The sequence below is a fragment of the Xenophilus sp. Marseille-Q4582 genome (assembly GCF_916700565.1).
Classification (GTDB): Bacteria; Pseudomonadota; Gammaproteobacteria; order Burkholderiales; family Burkholderiaceae_C; genus Xenophilus.
The window spans coordinates 794,728-812,434 of sequence record NZ_CAKAKO010000002.1; the positions used below are offsets into that span (position 1 = coordinate 794,728).

Here is a 17,707-nt window from a genome sequence, read left to right on the forward strand (position 1 = left end):
AAACCGTGGTCGGTTTCATCCATTGGTGCCAGTTATCGATGCATTTGGCCGCGAAGGCAGGATTTGGTCAGCATAGCGGTCAACCGGGAAGCGAAACACACCCCGCAAGTTGATGCTCTCCAGCCTGGTGGGCGCAATCTTCCCGATCAGTTCCGGTGGAATGACCTGGCGGCGGTTCGACCAGCGATCCAGGACCGCCTGCATCTGTGAGGTATTCCACGCCATCACGATGTTGGCCATCAGGCTCAACGCATCGGCCACAGCCTGCATTTCATCGACACGTTTGGCCTGCGCCGGGCTGATCCGGCCGGTATAAATGGCGCGCTTGAGGGCGTTAACAGCCTCGCCCCGATTGAGCACCCGGCGCAACTCGTTCCTGAAAGCGTCCTTGACAAAGTAGTCAGCCAAAAACGCCGTACGCAGCAACCGCCCCAATTGCACGCCAGCCTCATGGATTGGATCGCCCTGGGCGGCAGAACCGAACCGCGCAAGAGCTGCCACCGCACTGGCATGTCCGCTCATGACCGAGGCTGCCAGGTGCACCAGACTATCCCAATGCTTTTCGATCAAAGCGACGTCGACATTGGCTTCGCACACCGCAGCGATTTCTGCGGGCACTTTGGTGCCGCGTGGCACAAAGAGGTGGCGCTGTTTGAGTTCCTTCAACCGCGGGCAAAGATCAAAACCAAGCAAACGGGCATGTGACATGGCAAAGTCGGTGTAGCCATGGGTATCCACAGCAAGCTGGCTGGTCTCCAGCTTTTCTTGGCGGATGACACCTTCAATGGCCACGCCCGCCTGGCGCTCATTGAGCACAAAGGGCTGCGCATGGAAGATGCCCCACCGGTCTTTTACATGGGAGTAGATTCCAATGGAAGGTGTGTTGCGCCGAGGATCAAGCCGGGCTTGCCACACCCGTTTGGTGGTCTCCATGCTCATCATGTCAGAAGATGCCAAATCGGACCGCCCCCAGGTGGCGGCAATCGGGTGTCGCTGCATGAATTCCAGCACAGCCTGGCAGGCCTGGCTCAGACGCCGTTCGTCCCGCGCCCAGCGCATGGCCTGGCGAATGCTGGTGGCAGACAATTGCGGAATCATGCGCGCGCATTCGACCGCAGTCAGACTGGTGCCGTGGGCCATGATGCCGGCATAGACCATCAGCAGCTCGTCGGTAGAGCGCGGCTCACGTCCGAGCATGATCCAGCTAAAGCGCACCTGGGCGTCAACGGCCAGAATCACTTCCGGCAATTGAACCTCACCGATGCGGTGATCCAAAGCCGCGCGCAGCTTGGTCACTTCTGGGTCTTCGTCCTCTGCGGGCAATGGCGACAAATGGAGTTCATCATCCACGCGCAGTACGCCACTGCGGGCTGCAGCGGCCACCGCATCGACACCGGCAGTTACTCTGGCCAGCAAAGGCTTCAAGAAAGTGGCAGCCTTGCTGGGTAACGATAGACGGGCATAGTGTTTCTTGGACTCTGCCTGCCAACGCTCGTCCGTGAAGAACAAGCGCGCACGACCCCGAAAGCTCAGGCTGTGCTCAATCCAGACCGAGCCATTGCGCACCGCGCGGCGCAGGGCAAACAGGGTGGCCACCTCCAACGCCTGAAACGCCCGTTCCCGGTCTGGGCTGGAGATCGAAACCTGCCAGATCATTCCCAGACTTGGTGCCACCACTTCAACTGGCAGCTTTCTGGATCCTTTGAGATATAAAGCTTGCAGCTTGGCAAGGTACTCGATGGCAGGATGCTCGCCGGTGGCCTGCCAGGGCAGCTTTGCAATGGCGACGAGCAACGACCGCACGGGGCGAATTCCATCAATCAATCCCTCGCGGACCAGGGAGGCCCTGCTCGGTGGTTTGCGTTTCTGGGTTTCGGTGATCAAGGCTTCAAGACGGGCACGCAACTCAGCATCTGGCACCGCACCTTGCGCGCTCAAGGCAACAAGTTCGCCGAGCAGCGTTTTGTACATTGCGGCCCAATTGACGGTAGCGGGGACATCGGCGGCAGCCTGACGCCACAGATCGGCGATCCGGCGCTGCACCATAAGGATCAACTGGTCTGTGGTGGTGAACAGGCAATACCGAAGAAAGCATGCGACCTCCACGGTGCGCGCTGGCTCTTTGATCTTGGCTCCGGCTGAGGGCGGCCTGGAGACAAGTCGGCGCGCGTAGCGGCGCAAGATGAGATCGGGGATGTCTGCCAGGTGCTTATGAACGTCCAGCGTGTAAAGCAGGTCGATGCGCTCCAGTACCTCGCTGATTTGGCGGGTTGAGTGTTTCGCCGGTGCAGCCCATAGCCAACTCTGCTGGGTTTGTCCATCTGGGCGCAGCTCTGAAACTGAGGCTCGCCAGCGATCAAGTGTTGCTGGATCAACGCTGGCGGCGATGGCGGTGCCTGTTTCAACTTCAAGCTGGGCAAGTGCCGCCGCAATCAGTGTCCGAATTGCCCGCTCGTGCACGATCACCAGCTTGTTCTTGTACAGCCATTGACGCGCCCGCACGAGTAGCTGATCGCGGTCGGCGCAGCGCGCCACTTCGTCGCGCAGTTCACGTACCAGTGAGCGGCGCTGGTGCTCGCTCATCCACTGGAATCCAAGGACCGTGCAGGCTACTTGTTGGTGATCGAATAGCGTGCGCCCGCGTTCATACATGGCTCTCAGCGAGGCGACTTCTGGTGCTGCAATGCCAAGCTCGTTGCCAAGGTGGCGCCACAAGGCTACTGGAATTACCCGAAAGGCACCGAGCAAACGCCCACTCATGCGCAGGAAACCAATATGGAGCGCCAGACCAAGCTTGTGGGAATCACCTCGGCGTGCATTGATTGCGTCGCGCTCGGCACCATCGAAGGTGAAAAATGCCTTCATCTCGAAGTCGCTGATATCGCGGGGGAGCCCACGCATCCCCAAAAACGTTGTGTGCCAACCCTGCATCGTGAACCTCAAAAGTGGGAGGCCACCATACCCGTTTACAAAGCGAACAGGAAAGTCAATGAAATCAACGGTCTGCCCAGACCACCCCCGCGCCAGTGCTAGCGTTGCGTACCGTCACTTATTGCACTGAAAACGAGGAGACCCCGAGCAGGCCAAGCGTGTGCGATTCATCAAGCGGGGACAGGCGCTCGGCTTCACACTCGATGAGGTGGCCGCACTGCTGACCTTGGGTATCCGTCCGGCAAAGTCATCTTGACCGCCTGCACGATGCCGTCGTCGCCCCTCAGATGGCCGGCGACCAACGATGCGGTAGCAGTTCTTCGATACGGCTGGCCGGATGGGTTGGCAAGCGCTCAAGCACGTCCTTGAGGTACGCGTAAGGCTCGTGCCCATTGATGCGTGCTGAGTGCAGCAGACTCATGATGGCCGCAGCCCGTTTGCCTGCACGCAGGCTACCGGCGAACAGCCAGTTCGCTCGTCCGAGGGCAATCGGCCTGATGTGGTTCTCCACCCAGTTGTTGGAGATCGGTACGTCAGCGTCATCGACGAAACGGGTGAGCTCTCTCCAGCGCTTGAGGCTGTAGTCGATGGCCTTCATCGTCGCCGATCCAGGCGGCACCAGTTGCCGTTGAGCCAGCAGCCAACGATGGAAGACAGCCAGTACCCGCCGTGACTTGCGCTGGCGTATCCGTCGTCGCTCATCGCTGGGCAGTTCCTCGATCTCGCGCTCGATCCTGAACAGGCTCTGGTGATAAAGCAGTGCCTTGCGGCCCACCTCGCTACCGTGGTTGGCCCACAGATCGTTGAACTTTCGCCTGGCGTGCGCCATGCACTGCGCCGAGGTCACGCCCTTGGTCGTGGTGGCGGTGTAGCCGCTGAAGCCATCGGTTACCAACGTGCCCTGCCACGCGCGGGGCGTGTCCAGCTTGAGAAACTCGCGCACGTTCTCGCCGCTGCGCGTCTCGCAGAACTCGAACACCACGGCCTTCGTCGGGTTGGCGCTGGTCGTGCAGTACGACCAGATGTAGGCCCTGTGTGTCTTGCCGTCGCTCAGGTGCTTGGGCTTGAGCATCGCCACCGGCGTCTCGTCGGCGTGCAGCACCACATGGCGGCGCAGTTCGTCGGCCAGCGCCTGCACCAGTGGCTGCAGTTGTGCGCCGCACTCGCCCACCCACTGCGCCAGGGTCGAGCGTGCGATCAAGTGGCCGGCGCGCTCGAAGATATGTTCCTGCCGGTACAGCGGAAGGTGGTCCATGAACTTGGCCACCAGCAGGTGTGCCAGCAAACCAGCCGTCGGGATCCCCTTGTCGATGACGTGCGGCGGGACTGGCGCCTGCACCAACTTCTGGCAGCAGCGGCATGCCCACTTGCCGCGCACATGGCGCTCCACAGTAAACACGCCCGGTTGGTAGTCCAGCTTCTCGGCCACGTCCTGGCCGATGCGCTGCATGGGTTGGCCACAGCCGCAGCGGGTGTCGGCCGGCTCGTGCGCTACATCCCGGCGCGGCAGGTTTGGCGGCAGCGGGGCACGCTTGGGTGCCTTCTTCTCGGCCTTGTCCTTGCCCTGGCCACGCTCGTGATCGAGCTCCCGGTCGAGTTCGGCCAGATCAGTCTCCAGCGTCTCCTCCAGCAGGCTCTTCTGCTCGGGTGCCAGGGTGCTGGCAAAACGCTCGCTGGTCGCCGCGAACTTCAGCCGCTTGAGAACCGCCATCTCGTGCGTGAGCTTGTCGATCAGGGCCTGCTTGAACGCAGCTTCTTGCTCGCGCTGCGCGATCAGGGCATCCTTGGCGCGGATCTGCTCGAGCAGCGACAGCATCACCTGCCGCGTCTGCGGATCCAGGGCGTGCAGTTGCTGTGCGCTGATCATGGGTGGCTATCGTGCCGCGCTCCAGCGTTGCACGCATCGGTACATCCGGCAATTGCCAGTGACCGATCAAATCACCCGGATGATCCCTGCATCGCCCAGCCGTTGCCACGGCAAGCCCAACACCAACGCGTCAAACTGCGTGCGAGATAGCGGTAGTGTGCTGACCACATCGTTGGCCCAGGCGAATTTGCCGATGTTCAGGCGCCGTGCTGCCAGCCACACCCCGATGCCGTCGTGCACCAGCACCTTCATGCGATTGGCTCGCCGGTTGGCGAACAGGTGTATCCGTCCGGCAAAGTCATCTTGACCGCCTGCACGATGCCGTCGTCGCCCCTCAGATGGCCGGCGACCAACGATGCGGTAGCAGTTCTTCGATACGGCTGGCCGGATGGGTTGGCAAGCGCTCAAGCACGTCCTTGAGGTACGCGTAAGGCTCGTGCCCATTGATGCGTGCTGAGTGCAGCAGACTCATGATGGCCGCAGCCCGTTTGCCTGCACGCAGGCTACCGGCGAACAGCCAGTTCGCTCGTCCGAGGGCAATCGGCCTGATGTGGTTCTCCACCCAGTTGTTGGAGATCGGTACGTCAGCGTCATCGACGAAACGGGTGAGCTCTCTCCAGCGCTTGAGGCTGTAGTCGATGGCCTTCATCGTCGCCGATCCAGGCGGCACCAGTTGCCGTTGAGCCAGCAGCCAACGATGGAAGACAGCCAGTACCCGCCGTGACTTGCGCTGGCGTATCCGTCGTCGCTCATCGCTGGGCAGTTCCTCGATCTCGCGCTCGATCCTGAACAGGCTCTGGTGATAAAGCAGTGCCTTGCGGCCCACCTCGCTACCGTGGTTGGCCCACAGATCGTTGAACTTTCGCCTGGCGTGCGCCATGCACTGCGCCGAGGTCACGCCCTTGGTCGTGGTGGCGGTGTAGCCGCTGAAGCCATCGGTTACCAACGTGCCCTGCCACGCGCGGGGCGTGTCCAGCTTGAGAAACTCGCGCACGTTCTCGCCGCTGCGCGTCTCGCAGAACTCGAACACCACGGCCTTCGTCGGGTTGGCGCTGGTCGTGCAGTACGACCAGATGTAGGCCCTGTGTGTCTTGCCGTCGCTCAGGTGCTTGGGCTTGAGCATCGCCACCGGCGTCTCGTCGGCGTGCAGCACCACATGGCGGCGCAGTTCGTCGGCCAGCGCCTGCACCAGTGGCTGCAGTTGTGCGCCGCACTCGCCCACCCACTGCGCCAGGGTCGAGCGTGCGATCAAGTGGCCGGCGCGCTCGAAGATATGTTCCTGCCGGTACAGCGGAAGGTGGTCCATGAACTTGGCCACCAGCAGGTGTGCCAGCAAACCAGCCGTCGGGATCCCCTTGTCGATGACGTGCGGCGGGACTGGCGCCTGCACCAACTTCTGGCAGCAGCGGCATGCCCACTTGCCGCGCACATGGCGCTCCACAGTAAACACGCCCGGTTGGTAGTCCAGCTTCTCGGCCACGTCCTGGCCGATGCGCTGCATGGGTTGGCCACAGCCGCAGCGGGTGTCGGCCGGCTCGTGCGCTACATCCCGGCGCGGCAGGTTTGGCGGCAGCGGGGCACGCTTGGGTGCCTTCTTCTCGGCCTTGTCCTTGCCCTGGCCACGCTCGTGATCGAGCTCCCGGTCGAGTTCGGCCAGATCAGTCTCCAGCGTCTCCTCCAGCAGGCTCTTCTGCTCGGGTGCCAGGGTGCTGGCAAAACGCTCGCTGGTCGCCGCGAACTTCAGCCGCTTGAGAACCGCCATCTCGTGCGTGAGCTTGTCGATCAGGGCCTGCTTGAACGCAGCTTCTTGCTCGCGCTGCGCGATCAGGGCATCCTTGGCGCGGATCTGCTCGAGCAGCGACAGCATCACCTGCCGCGTCTGCGGATCCAGGGCGTGCAGTTGCTGTGCGCTGATCATGGGTGGCTATCGTGCCGCGCTCCAGCGTTGCACGCATCGGTACATCCGGCAATTGCCAGTGACCGATCAAATCACCCGGATGATCCCTGCATCGCCCAGCCGTTGCCACGGCAAGCCCAACACCAACGCGTCAAACTGCGTGCGAGATAGCGGTAGTGTGCTGACCACATCGTTGGCCCAGGCGAATTTGCCGATGTTCAGGCGCCGTGCTGCCAGCCACACCCCGATGCCGTCGTGCACCAGCACCTTCATGCGATTGGCTCGCCGGTTGGCGAACAGGTAGGCATGGTGTGGGTGCGCCTGACCAAAGACCTGCACCACGCGAGCCAGTGCGGCCTCGGTGCCCACGCGCATGTCCAGCGGTTGTACCGCCAGCCACCAGGCGTCCACGCGGATCATCGAAGCAACTCTCGCAGCCAGGCTGCACACTCGGCAGCAGCCGCTGTCGGCCAAGACACCTTGATCGCGGTGGTGCCGTGCTGCAGCTCGATACGGATCTCATCGGCAGGCGCTGACGCCAGCGGTGCGGGCACGGCCAAGGGCAAGAAGTGCAGTGGCACGCGCGCCGCTGGCATGTCACTGCAAGCGGCGGGGATGTCTGTCTTTGACACCGGCGGCGTGCCTGTGCGCGCCTCGGCTTCAATCACCCACTTGCGAACCATGTTCGCGTTCAGGCCGTTGGCCAGCGCGACGGCCGCAATCGACACGCCAGGCTGACGGCATGCCTGCACCACTCTTTCCCTGAACTCCGGCGCATGCCGCCGCCGTGTCCGCCTGCTTGGCAACTCGATTCCCAAAGTGTTCATGTGTCCGCAATGAAGTTACGCGGACACGAGCATCCTTGGTATCCCGCTCGGGCTCAAGATGACTTTGCCGGACGGATACGAACAGGTAGGCATGGTGTGGGTGCGCCTGACCAAAGACCTGCACCACGCGAGCCAGTGCGGCCTCGGTGCCCACGCGCATGTCCAGCGGTTGTACCGCCAGCCACCAGGCGTCCACGCGGATCATCGAAGCAACTCTCGCAGCCAGGCTGCACACTCGGCAGCAGCCGCTGTCGGCCAAGACACCTTGATCGCGGTGGTGCCGTGCTGCAGCTCGATACGGATCTCATCGGCAGGCGCTGACGCCAGCGGTGCGGGCACGGCCAAGGGCAAGAAGTGCAGTGGCACGCGCGCCGCTGGCATGTCACTGCAAGCGGCGGGGATGTCTGTCTTTGACACCGGCGGCGTGCCTGTGCGCGCCTCGGCTTCAATCACCCACTTGCGAACCATGTTCGCGTTCAGGCCGTTGGCCAGCGCGACGGCCGCAATCGACACGCCAGGCTGACGGCATGCCTGCACCACTCTTTCCCTGAACTCCGGCGCATGCCGCCGCCGTGTCCGCCTGCTTGGCAACTCGATTCCCAAAGTGTTCATGTGTCCGCAATGAAGTTACGCGGACACGAGCATCCTTGGTATCCCGCTCGGGCTCAAGATGACTTTGCCGGACGGATACAGCCAGGCTGCACACTCGGCAGCAGCCGCTGTCGGCCAAGACACCTTGATCGCGGTGGTGCCGTGCTGCAGCTCGATACGGATCTCATCGGCAGGCGCTGACGCCAGCGGTGCGGGCACGGCCAAGGGCAAGAAGTGCAGTGGCACGCGCGCCGCTGGCATGTCACTGCAAGCGGCGGGGATGTCTGTCTTTGACACCGGCGGCGTGCCTGTGCGCGCCTCGGCTTCAATCACCCACTTGCGAACCATGTTCGCGTTCAGGCCGTTGGCCAGCGCGACGGCCGCAATCGACACGCCAGGCTGACGGCATGCCTGCACCACTCTTTCCCTGAACTCCGGCGCATGCCGCCGCCGTGTCCGCCTGCTTGGCAACTCGATTCCCAAAGTGTTCATGTGTCCGCAATGAAGTTACGCGGACACGAGCATCCTTGGTATCCCGCTCGGGCTCAAGATGACTTTGCCGGACGGATACGACCTTGGATGCGGCGTGCGCCTGCGGCGAGACTCAGGAATTGGCCGTGCGCAAGCTGGGTCTGATCGAGCAGAAGATGGCTGACCTCGTGGCCATGCAGCGGGTGCTGGAGGAACTGGTACAGCAGTGCGACGCGAGGGACGGCCATACGACTTGTCCGATCATCGACGTGCTGGCCAAGGATTGAGCGGGCAGTTGAGGTGCTGGTAACGACGCGCACGGGCGCTGCAAACTGCTTACCGTGCTTTATTTTCCGAATTCTGAGACGACCCCTACTCCTTCGCTCGTGAAGCGGGCATTCAGCTGAACTTCGTCCCCTACAAAGGTGGCGCGCCGATGGCTCAGGACTTGATGGCCGGGCACATTCCCATGGTTTTCGATGCACTCCCGAACCTGATTCAGCCGCACCGCGCCGGCAAAATTCGGGTGCTTGCAGTTACGAGCGCGCAATCTGCGATACAGCTGCCTGAGGTTCCTACGCTGGCCTCTTCGGGATACGCCTCCGCTACCGGGGAGAGTTGGATTGGCGTCGCCGCCAAGCGCGGGACGCCAGCCAAGCGAATTCAGGCAATCGCGTCCGCGTTCGCTGTAGCGGCAAACTTGCCGGAGCTACGTACCAAGCTCATTGGCGCGGGCTTGACAGTACGAGCTGGCGGGCCGGCGGAAATGTCGGCCGCGATGAATGCGGACACGACCCGCTATTCCGCTCTTGTGAGCGCGCTAAATTTGCAGCTTGATTGACGGTGTGCCGTGGGTGCCCCCCAGGCTGGCAAGCGGCGTGCTCTCGGAATAAACATGTGGCCTTCCGTACGATCGATCTTGTAGGTGATGTGTAAGCGCGCGGTGAAGTCATCTTGATTGCGTGAGAGTCGGCAGGCATCGTGTTCACGATGAATGATGTGGACACGATGGATGGTGTGGACACGATGGATGGTGTGGTTAAGCGGGCAACCCGTCGCAAGCACAGTGCGCGTTTCAAGGCTGAGGTCTTGGAGGCATGCCGGCAACCCGATGCCTCTGCCGCGGCGATCGCCAGGCTGTACAACCTGAACGCGAATGTTGTGCATCGGTGGCGCGCAGACGCGCGCAAGGCGGCTTTGCCGAATGCGGCCGAAGTCCCTGCGTTGCCGACCCCAGCCTTCATCGCGCTGGACGTGCAGCACGAAGCCGAGAGCCCGGCGCGCGACATCCGCATCGAACTAAAGAGGGCGGCACCACTGCAGTGGTAAACTGGCCAATTGAGTCGGCCTCGTCCTGGCTGCGCGAGTGGCTGCGTTGATCCGCATCGATGCTGTGTGGCTGGCTACTGAGCCGATCAACCGCGCACCACCGTTCCGAATGGGTCTCATAGGCACGGCAACAGTCAAATCACCTTCGCGGTGCTCGACGGCTCGTGGGCTGACCTGGTGAGCATAGACGGTAGAGGAGCCAAAGCATGAGCGCCGTTGACAACGTGTTTCAACCGATGAAGTTCGCCATGAATGTGCTGCCCGGCACAATGCTGGCCGGCGTGGTGGCCATGGCCGCCACCCTGGTTTCGACCCTGCACGGTGGTCCGCAGCTGCTCTACGCACTGTTTTTCGGCGTCGCTTTTCATTACCTGAGCGCAGACCCCAAAGCCAAGCCCGGCATTGAGTTCTGCTCGCGCAACGTGTTGCGTCTAGGCGTGGGCTTGCTCGGCGCGCGCATCACCGCCACGCAGATCGCTGGTCTGGGCTGGTCGACTGCGGCGATCGTGATCGTTGCGGTGGCCTCCACTATGCTGCTGGGGTATTTTCTGGGCAAACGTCTGGGACTGAACCCAGCCCGAGGCGTGCTCTCTGGTGGTTCGGTGGCAATATGCGGCGCCTCGGCGGCCTTAGCGATCTCGTCGGTGTTGCCGCATAACAAGGAAAGCGAACGCTTCACCCTGACCGTGGTGGTGACGGTGACGGTGCTGTCCACCGTGGCCATGGTTTTCTACCCGCTGATTGCAGTCGCACTCAAACTGCCGCCCGAACTGGCGGGTCTGTTCCTGGGTGGCACCATCCACGACGTGGCCCAGGTGGTCGGCGCGGGCTACACCATCGACCATCCAACCGGTGACTACGCGACCATCGTCAAGCTGTTCCGCGTCGCCATGTTGGCGGTGGTGGTGGTGGTGGTCTCGACCATGTTCAAGACTGAGCGAGAGCAGCTTGAGCATGACAGGTCAGCAGCCGGCGGTCTGACTGCCATCAAAAAGCAGCCTCTGGTGCCGTGGTTCCTCTGGGTGTTCGTTTTCTTGGTGGGGATCAACTCGCTTGGTTTCGTACCGACCGAGGTGGGCAAGGGGATGAACGATCTCTCACGCCTGTGTCTGGTGGTGGCTATTTCCGCGCTGGGCATCAAGACCTCATTCCAGGAACTGGCCAAATCCGGCTGGAAACCGTTTACCCTGTTGGTGGTTGAAACTGTCTGGATGGCAGCCTTTGTGCTGCTGGCGATCTACGCTCGCGAGCAGGGGCATTTCTGAAGGGTCACTCGCTCAAATCGGGGCGAGCGCTTGGGAGCAACTTCCCTCGCGATACTTTTGGTCTTGGCGCTGAAGCCGAACGCCTTCGTGCGCCAGATTCGCGCTAAAGCCTTGCAAGGTGGCTCGGCCACATTGAGCGCTTCAACGACACGTTGTGGCGGTCAAGTCTTTTCAGACACTTCAATAGGTTTTTTAATTGCCGATTGATGCTCGAAAGCAATGGGTGACAAGTTACCCAGTGTTGAATGCAAGCGCTGTGCGTTGTAAAAATTCACAATGTAGTCCGCCACGTCTTGTGTGGCCTCGGCATGGTTGGCGTAATCTTTTTGCCAAACGCGCTCTGTCTTCAAATTCAGAAAGAAGGTAAGCACCCGGCGAATACACCTTGACGCGGTCGACGTGGCGGTACTGAACTGCAGTTACGAGGGAAGTGGCTGCCAGCGATGAGGCAGTAGTTCTGTGATCTGATTGTTCTTGTGCGTGGGCAGGCGCTGCAGCACATCTTTCAGATAGGCATACGGGTCATGCCCATTGAGCTTGGCACTCTGAATCAGGCTCATGACCGCAGCCGCACGCTGGCCAGCTCTGGGGTCTCCTCGTTTTCAGTGCAATAAGTGACGGTACGAAAAGCTAGCACTGGCGCGGAGGTGGTGTTGGTAGATCGTTGATTTCATTGACTTTCCTGTTCACTTTCAAATCTGCGATTCGTGGCGTCAAACCGTGGTCGGTTTCATCCATTGGTGCCAGTTGGGGTCTCCTCGTTTTCAGTGCAATAAGTGACGGTACGAAAAGCTAGCACTGGCGCGGAGGTGGTGTTGGTAGATCGTTGATTTCATTGACTTTCCTGTTCACTTTCAAATCTGCGATTCGTGGCGTCAAACCGTGGTCGGTTTCATCCATTGGTGCCAGTTATCGATGCATTTGGCCGCGAAGGCAGGATTTGGTCAGCATAGCGGTCAACCGGGAAGCGAAACACACCCCGCAAGTTGATGCTCTCCAGCCTGGTGGGCGCAATCTTCCCGATCAGTTCCGGTGGAATGACCTGGCGGCGGTTCGACCAGCGATCCAGGACCGCCTGCATCTGTGAGGTATTCCACGCCATCACGATGTTGGCCATCAGGCTCAACGCATCGGCCACAGCCTGCATTTCATCGACACGTTTGGCCTGCGCCGGGCTGATCCGGCCGGTATAAATGGCGCGCTTGAGGGCGTTAACAGCCTCGCCCCGATTGAGCACCCGGCGCAACTCGTTCCTGAAAGCGTCCTTGACAAAGTAGTCAGCCAAAAACGCCGTACGCAGCAACCGCCCCAATTGCACGCCAGCCTCATAGATTGGATCGCCCTGGGCGGCAGAACCGAACCGCGCAAGAGCTGCCACCGCACTGGCATGTCCGCTCATGACCGAGGCTGCCAGGTGCACCAGACTATCCCAATGCTTTTCGATCAAAGCGACGTCGACATTGGCTTCGCACACCGCAGCGATTTCTGCGGGCACTTTGGTGCCGCGTGGCACAAAGAGGTGGCGCTGTTTGAGTTCCTTCAACCGCGGGCAAAGATCAAAACCAAGCAAACGGGCATGTGACATGGCAAAGTCGGTGTAGCCATGGGTATCCACAGCAAGCTGGCTGGTCTCCAGCTTTTCTTGGCGGATGACACCTTCAATGGCCACGCCCGCCTGGCGCTCATTGAGCACAAAGGGCTGCGCATGGAAGATGCCCCACCGGTCTTTTACATGGGAGTAGATTCCAATGGAAGGTGTGTTGCGCCGAGGATCAAGCCGGGCTTGCCACACCCGTTTGGTGGTCTCCATGCTCATCATGTCAGAAGATGCCAAATCGGACCGCCCCCAGGTGGCGGCAATCGGGTGTCGCTGCATGAATTCCAGCACAGCCTGGCAGGCCTGGCTCAGACGCCGTTCGTCCCGCGCCCAGCGCATGGCCTGGCGAATGCTGGTGGCAGACAATTGCGGAATCATGCGCGCGCATTCGACCGCAGTCAGACTGGTGCCGTGGGCCATGATGCCGGCATAGACCATCAGCAGCTCGTCGGTAGAGCGCGGCTCACGTCCGAGCATGATCCAGCTAAAGCGCACCTGGGCGTCAACGGCCAGAATCACTTCCGGCAATTGAACCTCACCGATGCGGTGATCCAAAGCCGCGCGCAGCTTGGTCACTTCTGGGTCTTCGTCCTCTGCGGGCAATGGCGACAAATGGAGTTCATCATCCACGCGCAGTACGCCACTGCGGGCTGCAGCGGCCACCGCATCGACACCGGCAGTTACTCTGGCCAGCAAAGGCTTCAAGAAAGTGGCAGCCTTGCTGGGTAACGATAGACGGGCATAGTGTTTCTTGGACTCTGCCTGCCAACGCTCGTCCGTGAAGAACAAGCGCGCACGACCCCGAAAGCTCAGGCTGTGCTCAATCCAGACCGAGCCATTGCGCACCGCGCGGCGCAGGGCAAACAGGGTGGCCACCTCCAACGCCTGAAACGCCCGTTCCCGGTCTGGGCTGGAGATCGAAACCTGCCAGATCATTCCCAGACTTGGTGCCACCACTTCAACTGGCAGCTTTCTGGATCCTTTGAGATATAAAGCTTGCAGCTTGGCAAGGTACTCGATGGCAGGATGCTCGCCGGTGGCCTGCCAGGGCAGCTTTGCAATGGCGACGAGCAACGACCGCACGGGGCGAATTCCATCAATCAATCCCTCGCGGACCAGGGAGGCCCTGCTCGGTGGTTTGCGTTTCTGGGTTTCGGTGATCAAGGCTTCAAGACGGGCACGCAACTCAGCATCTGGCACCGCACCTTGCGCGCTCAAGGCAACAAGTTCGCCGAGCAGCGTTTTGTACATTGCGGCCCAATTGACGGTAGCGGGGACATCGGCGGCAGCCTGACGCCACAGATCGGCGATCCGGCGCTGCACCATAAGGATCAACTGGTCTGTGGTGGTGAACAGGCAATACCGAAGAAAGCATGCGACCTCCACGGTGCGCGCTGGCTCTTTGATCTTGGCTCCGGCTGAGGGCGGCCTGGAGACAAGTCGGCGCGCGTAGCGGCGCAAGATGAGATCGGGGATGTCTGCCAGGTGCTTATGAACGTCCAGCGTGTAAAGCAGGTCGATGCGCTCCAGTACCTCGCTGATTTGGCGGGTTGAGTGTTTCGCCGGTGCAGCCCATAGCCAACTCTGCTGGGTTTGTCCATCTGGGCGCAGCTCTGAAACTGAGGCTCGCCAGCGATCAAGTGTTGCTGGATCAACGCTGGCGGCGATGGCGGTGCCTGTTTCAACTTCAAGCTGGGCAAGTGCCGCCGCAATCAGTGTCCGAATTGCCCGCTCGTGCACGATCACCAGCTTGTTCTTGTACAGCCATTGACGCGCCCGCACGAGTAGCTGATCGCGGTCGGCGCAGCGCGCCACTTCGTCGCGCAGTTCACGTACCAGTGAGCGGCGCTGGTGCTCGCTCATCCACTGGAATCCAAGGACCGTGCAGGCTACTTGTTGGTGATCGAATAGCGTGCGCCCGCGTTCATACATGGCTCTCAGCGAGGCGACTTCTGGTGCTGCAATGCCAAGCTCGTTGCCAAGGTGGCGCCACAAGGCTACTGGAATTACCCGAAAGGCACCGAGCAAACGCCCACTCATGCGCAGGAAACCAATATGGAGCGCCAGACCAAGCTTGTGGGAATCACCTCGGCGTGCATTGATTGCGTCGCGCTCGGCACCATCGAAGGTGAAAAATGCCTTCATCTCGAAGTCGCTGATATCGCGGGGGAGCCCACGCATCCCCAAAAACGTTGTGTGCCAACCCTGCATCGTGAACCTCAAAAGTGGGAGGCCACCATACCCGTTTACAAAGCGAACAGGAAAGTCAATGAAATCAACGGTCTACCCAGACCACCCCCGCGCCAGTGCTAGCTTTGCGTACCGTCACTTATTGCACTGAAAACGAGGAGACCCCATGGATGAAACCGACCACGGTTTGACGCCACGAATCGCAGATTTGAAAGTGAACAGGAAAGTCAATGAAATCAACGATCTACCAACACCACCTCCGCGCCAGTGCTAGCTTTTCGTACCGTCACTTATTGCACTGAAAACGAGGAGACCCCATGGAGCACTTCCGTCGACTGGGCTTTGCACACGAGATCCGAGCCATGGGTTTGCCTCCAGATCATCCGACTGACATCGCTTATTTCACACGGTATGCCCATCACGAACTGGCTCGTATCAGTCTACCTACCGCCGCGCAAGCAGTGAAAAAAATCAAGACAATGTCGGGCTCTTGGAGTGCGGCTGAGCTGCCACACCGCGTGTCCCAGAAGTTCGTTGAGCAGGTGCTTCGCCGACATGCCGAGGCCCCTGACTGCAATGACGTTCGGTATGGCTGGACGCTAGAGGACTTTGAAGACCAAGGCGACTGTGTAAGCGCATCCGTACGCCCAACGGCGGGCGGAACACCTGCAAGGGTTACAGCCAAGTTCCTCGTTGGCGCAGACGGTGCGCGAAGCCTCGTGAGGAACCAACTGGGCATCCCCTGGGGAGGAGAAACCGGGATCCAGAGGGAGTTCATGGGCGGGAAAATGTTCGCGTTGTATTTGCGCGCGCCCCAGTTCCTGTCCTTGCTACGTTACCCTAAAGCCTGGATGTACGTCGCGGTCAACTACCAACGACGCTCGTTCATGGCGTCGGTGGACGGCGTGGCCGAATATGCGTTCCATGCAGCAATCAAACCGGGAGAAGACGCAGACACATGGACGGAAAAGGATGCGAAACGGGTATTCTCAGAAGCAATGGGCGCTGACATTCCGATCGAAATTCTGTCCATGGGCACTTGGCTGGCAGGGCATGCCTTGGTTGCAGAAAAATTCCAGCGCGGACGAGTGTTCATTGCCGGTGATGCAGCCCATTTGTTCACGCCCACAGGGGGCTTGGGCTACAACACAGCGGTGGAAGACGCGGTCAATCTCGCCTGGAAGCTGGCCAGCGTAATCCGGGGGCATGCAACGCTGACGCTACTAGACACTTATGAGGCAGAGCGTCGACCGCTCGCGCAGCGCAACACAGGCTACGCCCGGCACTTTGCTGACTCCGTCGGTCTTTTCTCTGCGAAGCCTGAGCTGGACGATGACTCCGCACAAGGTAACGAAGAGCGAGCCAAGGCCTCTGAGTACCTCAACCGCCATGCCCGGCTTGAATTCAACATCCCCGGCGTGACTTTTGGAGGTCGCTACGGCGACTCGCCCATCATCGCGCAGGACGGTGTGGACCTACCTCCCGACGAACCCAATGACTACGTGCCCACCGCCAGTCCTGGGGGGCGCCCGCCCCATGCATGGCTGGAAGATGGCCGTTCCCTGTACGACACATTCCACACCGAGTGGACATTGCTCGCCCTCGGTGCAACCGACCCGGCAACCGATGGCTTCAAGAACGCGGCCCAGTCTATGGGCATCGACCTGAAGGTGGTCCGTTTGCCCGCCCAGCAGTTACTGGAGCTATACGAATCACCACTGGTATTGATACGCCCTGATCAGATCGTCGCCTGGCGAGGGGCCTCCGATGAAGATGGCCAGCAGGTTCTGTCCCTTGCCCTGGGAATACATCGAATCACATAAGACCAGTCCACTTTCTTTCGTACTCGTGGGTCGCGAACTCATCCACCATGAAGTCAATGAAGGATCGGACTTTCGCTGACAGGTGCTTTCGGCTGGGATATGCGATGTTGATTTGCAAACGTGGCAGATCCCAGTCACCGAGTACGGGTACGAGGCGTCCGGCGACGATATCCTCATAGACGATATAACTAGGTTGCACGAGGATACCCAAGCCACTAAGTGCAGCAGCACGCAATACCTGCCCGTCGTTGGACTCCAACACCCCCTGGACATTCACCGTCTGACTTTCGCCTCCACGACTGAACTTCAGTTCGTTGGGGTGGTTGGCGTGCAAGTAGACAAGAACATTGTGGTCAGTCAGGTCTGATGGGAACTGTGGACGCCCCCTTTGGGCCAGATAAGCGGGAGACGCCGCCAATATGCGGCGCGTCGAAGCTAGACGCCTAATGGTTATGGTGCTGTCAGGCTCATACTCACGCGTCCGTATGGCTACGTCAATACCGTTGTCAATGATGTCCAAGTAGCGGTTCGCAGTTTCAACATGCACTCTTACTTGTGAATACCGCTGATGGTACTTCGGCAATCGCGGGGCGATGAGTTGCATGGCGAACGACAGCGAAGCACTCACACGTAACACCCCCGACGGGTTCAGCGTGGTTTGATGTATTGCCGCCTCTGCGTCGCGCAACTCAGTTAGGACGTGACGAGCCCGCTCCAAGAAATCCTGCCCCTCACTGGTCAGGTAGAGCCGACGCGTGTTGCGCTCGACTAGACGGACCTGCAGGCGCTCTTCCAGCGAAGCCAAGTAACGAGTGGCCGCTGGATTGGACAGTCCCAAGGCCTCTGCAGCCGCACCGAGACTGCCTCGATCGGCAACCTCCACAAAGAGCGCCATTTCTGTGAACCGATCCATTTTTCC

Annotated in this window: 14 protein-coding genes and 4 pseudogenes; 6 read left to right on the forward strand and 12 right to left on the reverse strand. The window is 60.5% G+C overall.

What is annotated here, in order from left to right:
- Positions 1 to 15 precede the first annotated feature (15 nt).
- Positions 16 to 2,931, reverse strand: coding sequence for a Tn3-like element IS1071 family transposase (locus LG388_RS08825; protein WP_225782468.1), 2,916 nt, complete (start codon positions 2,929 to 2,931; stop codon positions 16 to 18).
- Between the two features lie 154 nt (positions 2,932 to 3,085).
- Between LG388_RS08825 and LG388_RS08830 the strand changes: the two are divergent.
- Positions 3,086 to 3,187: pseudogene (locus LG388_RS08830) on the forward strand (MerR family DNA-binding protein); the annotation flags it as partial.
- Positions 3,188 to 3,214: 27 nt separating this feature from the next.
- On the opposite strand, the gene LG388_RS08835 reads toward LG388_RS08830, so the two are convergent.
- The 7 genes from LG388_RS08835 to LG388_RS08865 all read right to left on the reverse strand — a co-directional run bounded on the left by LG388_RS08835 (position 3,215) and on the right by LG388_RS08865 (position 8,605).
- Positions 3,215 to 4,798, reverse strand: a complete 1,584-nt coding sequence (locus LG388_RS08835) for an IS66 family transposase (protein ID WP_370630124.1) — start codon at positions 4,796 to 4,798, stop codon at positions 3,215 to 3,217.
- A 66-nt stretch (positions 4,799 to 4,864) separates the two neighbouring features.
- Positions 4,865 to 5,242: an IS66 family insertion sequence element accessory protein TnpB gene (gene tnpB / locus LG388_RS08840; protein WP_225782470.1), complete on the reverse strand. Its 378-nt coding sequence runs from the start codon at positions 5,240 to 5,242 to the stop codon at positions 4,865 to 4,867.
- Positions 5,133 to 6,716 carry an IS66 family transposase gene (locus LG388_RS08845; RefSeq protein WP_370630124.1) on the reverse strand — a complete coding sequence of 528 codons (1,584 nt, stop codon included), beginning with the start codon at positions 6,714 to 6,716 and terminating at the stop codon, positions 5,133 to 5,135. Before LG388_RS08845 ends, tnpB (LG388_RS08840) begins: the two co-directional genes overlap by 110 nt.
- Before the next feature lie 66 nt (positions 6,717 to 6,782).
- The gene (gene tnpB / locus LG388_RS08850; RefSeq protein ID WP_225782471.1) at positions 6,783 to 7,115 is read right to left on the reverse strand and encodes an IS66 family insertion sequence element accessory protein TnpB; all 333 of its coding nucleotides are present in this window, start codon (positions 7,113 to 7,115) and stop codon (positions 6,783 to 6,785) included.
- Positions 7,112 to 7,522 (reverse strand): transposase, encoded by a 411-nt coding sequence (locus LG388_RS08855; protein ID WP_225782472.1) that lies wholly within the window; start codon positions 7,520 to 7,522, stop codon positions 7,112 to 7,114. The genes tnpB (LG388_RS08850) and LG388_RS08855 overlap by 4 nt, the downstream gene beginning before the upstream one ends.
- A gap of 201 nt (positions 7,523 to 7,723) precedes the next feature.
- Complete coding sequence (locus LG388_RS08860; RefSeq protein WP_225782472.1) at positions 7,724 to 8,134, reverse strand: transposase; 411 nt, start codon at positions 8,132 to 8,134, stop codon at positions 7,724 to 7,726.
- A gap of 15 nt (positions 8,135 to 8,149) precedes the next feature.
- Complete coding sequence (locus LG388_RS08865) at positions 8,150 to 8,605, reverse strand: transposase (protein ID WP_225782473.1); 456 nt, start codon at positions 8,603 to 8,605, stop codon at positions 8,150 to 8,152.
- A gap of 125 nt (positions 8,606 to 8,730) precedes the next feature.
- On the opposite strand from LG388_RS08865, the gene LG388_RS08870 reads away from it, so the two are divergent.
- The 4 genes and pseudogenes from LG388_RS08870 (at position 8,731) to LG388_RS08885 (ending at position 11,178) form a co-directional block, all read left to right on the forward strand.
- Positions 8,731 to 8,871 carry a hypothetical protein gene (locus LG388_RS08870; protein ID WP_225782474.1) on the forward strand — a complete coding sequence of 47 codons (141 nt, stop codon included), beginning with the start codon at positions 8,731 to 8,733 and terminating at the stop codon, positions 8,869 to 8,871.
- 104 nt (positions 8,872 to 8,975) lie between these two features.
- Positions 8,976 to 9,425 (forward strand): annotated as a pseudogene (locus LG388_RS08875) (Bug family tripartite tricarboxylate transporter substrate binding protein); the annotation flags it as partial.
- A gap of 149 nt (positions 9,426 to 9,574) precedes the next feature.
- Positions 9,575 to 9,913, forward strand: coding sequence for a transposase (locus LG388_RS08880; protein ID WP_225782475.1), 339 nt, complete (start codon positions 9,575 to 9,577; stop codon positions 9,911 to 9,913).
- Positions 9,914 to 10,119: 206 nt separating this feature from the next.
- A complete protein-coding gene (locus LG388_RS08885) occupies positions 10,120 to 11,178 on the forward strand; it encodes a YeiH family protein (RefSeq protein ID WP_225782476.1) in 1,059 nt (352 codons plus the stop codon).
- A 161-nt stretch (positions 11,179 to 11,339) separates the two neighbouring features.
- Here the strand turns inward: LG388_RS08885 and LG388_RS08890 are convergent.
- The 3 genes and pseudogenes from LG388_RS08890 to LG388_RS08900 form a co-directional block, all read right to left on the reverse strand.
- Positions 11,340 to 11,540 (reverse strand): annotated as a pseudogene (locus tag LG388_RS08890) (IS3 family transposase); the annotation flags it as partial.
- Positions 11,541 to 11,597: 57 nt separating this feature from the next.
- Positions 11,598 to 11,774 (reverse strand): annotated as a pseudogene (locus tag LG388_RS08895) (transposase domain-containing protein); the annotation flags it as partial.
- Between the two features lie 296 nt (positions 11,775 to 12,070).
- Positions 12,071 to 14,986, reverse strand: coding sequence for a Tn3-like element IS1071 family transposase (locus LG388_RS08900; protein ID WP_003049965.1), 2,916 nt, complete (start codon positions 14,984 to 14,986; stop codon positions 12,071 to 12,073).
- Positions 14,987 to 15,282: 296 nt separating this feature from the next.
- Here LG388_RS08900 and LG388_RS08905 point away from each other — a divergent pair, with 296 nt between their 5' ends.
- Positions 15,283 to 16,788 carry an FAD-dependent monooxygenase gene (locus LG388_RS08905; protein WP_225782477.1) on the forward strand — a complete coding sequence of 502 codons (1,506 nt, stop codon included), beginning with the start codon at positions 15,283 to 15,285 and terminating at the stop codon, positions 16,786 to 16,788.
- Here the strand turns inward: LG388_RS08905 and LG388_RS08910 are convergent.
- Complete coding sequence (locus LG388_RS08910; RefSeq protein WP_225782478.1) at positions 16,781 to 17,701, reverse strand: LysR family transcriptional regulator; 921 nt, start codon at positions 17,699 to 17,701, stop codon at positions 16,781 to 16,783. The genes LG388_RS08905 and LG388_RS08910 overlap by 8 nt on opposite strands.
- Between the last annotated feature and the right edge of the window lie 6 nt (positions 17,702 to 17,707).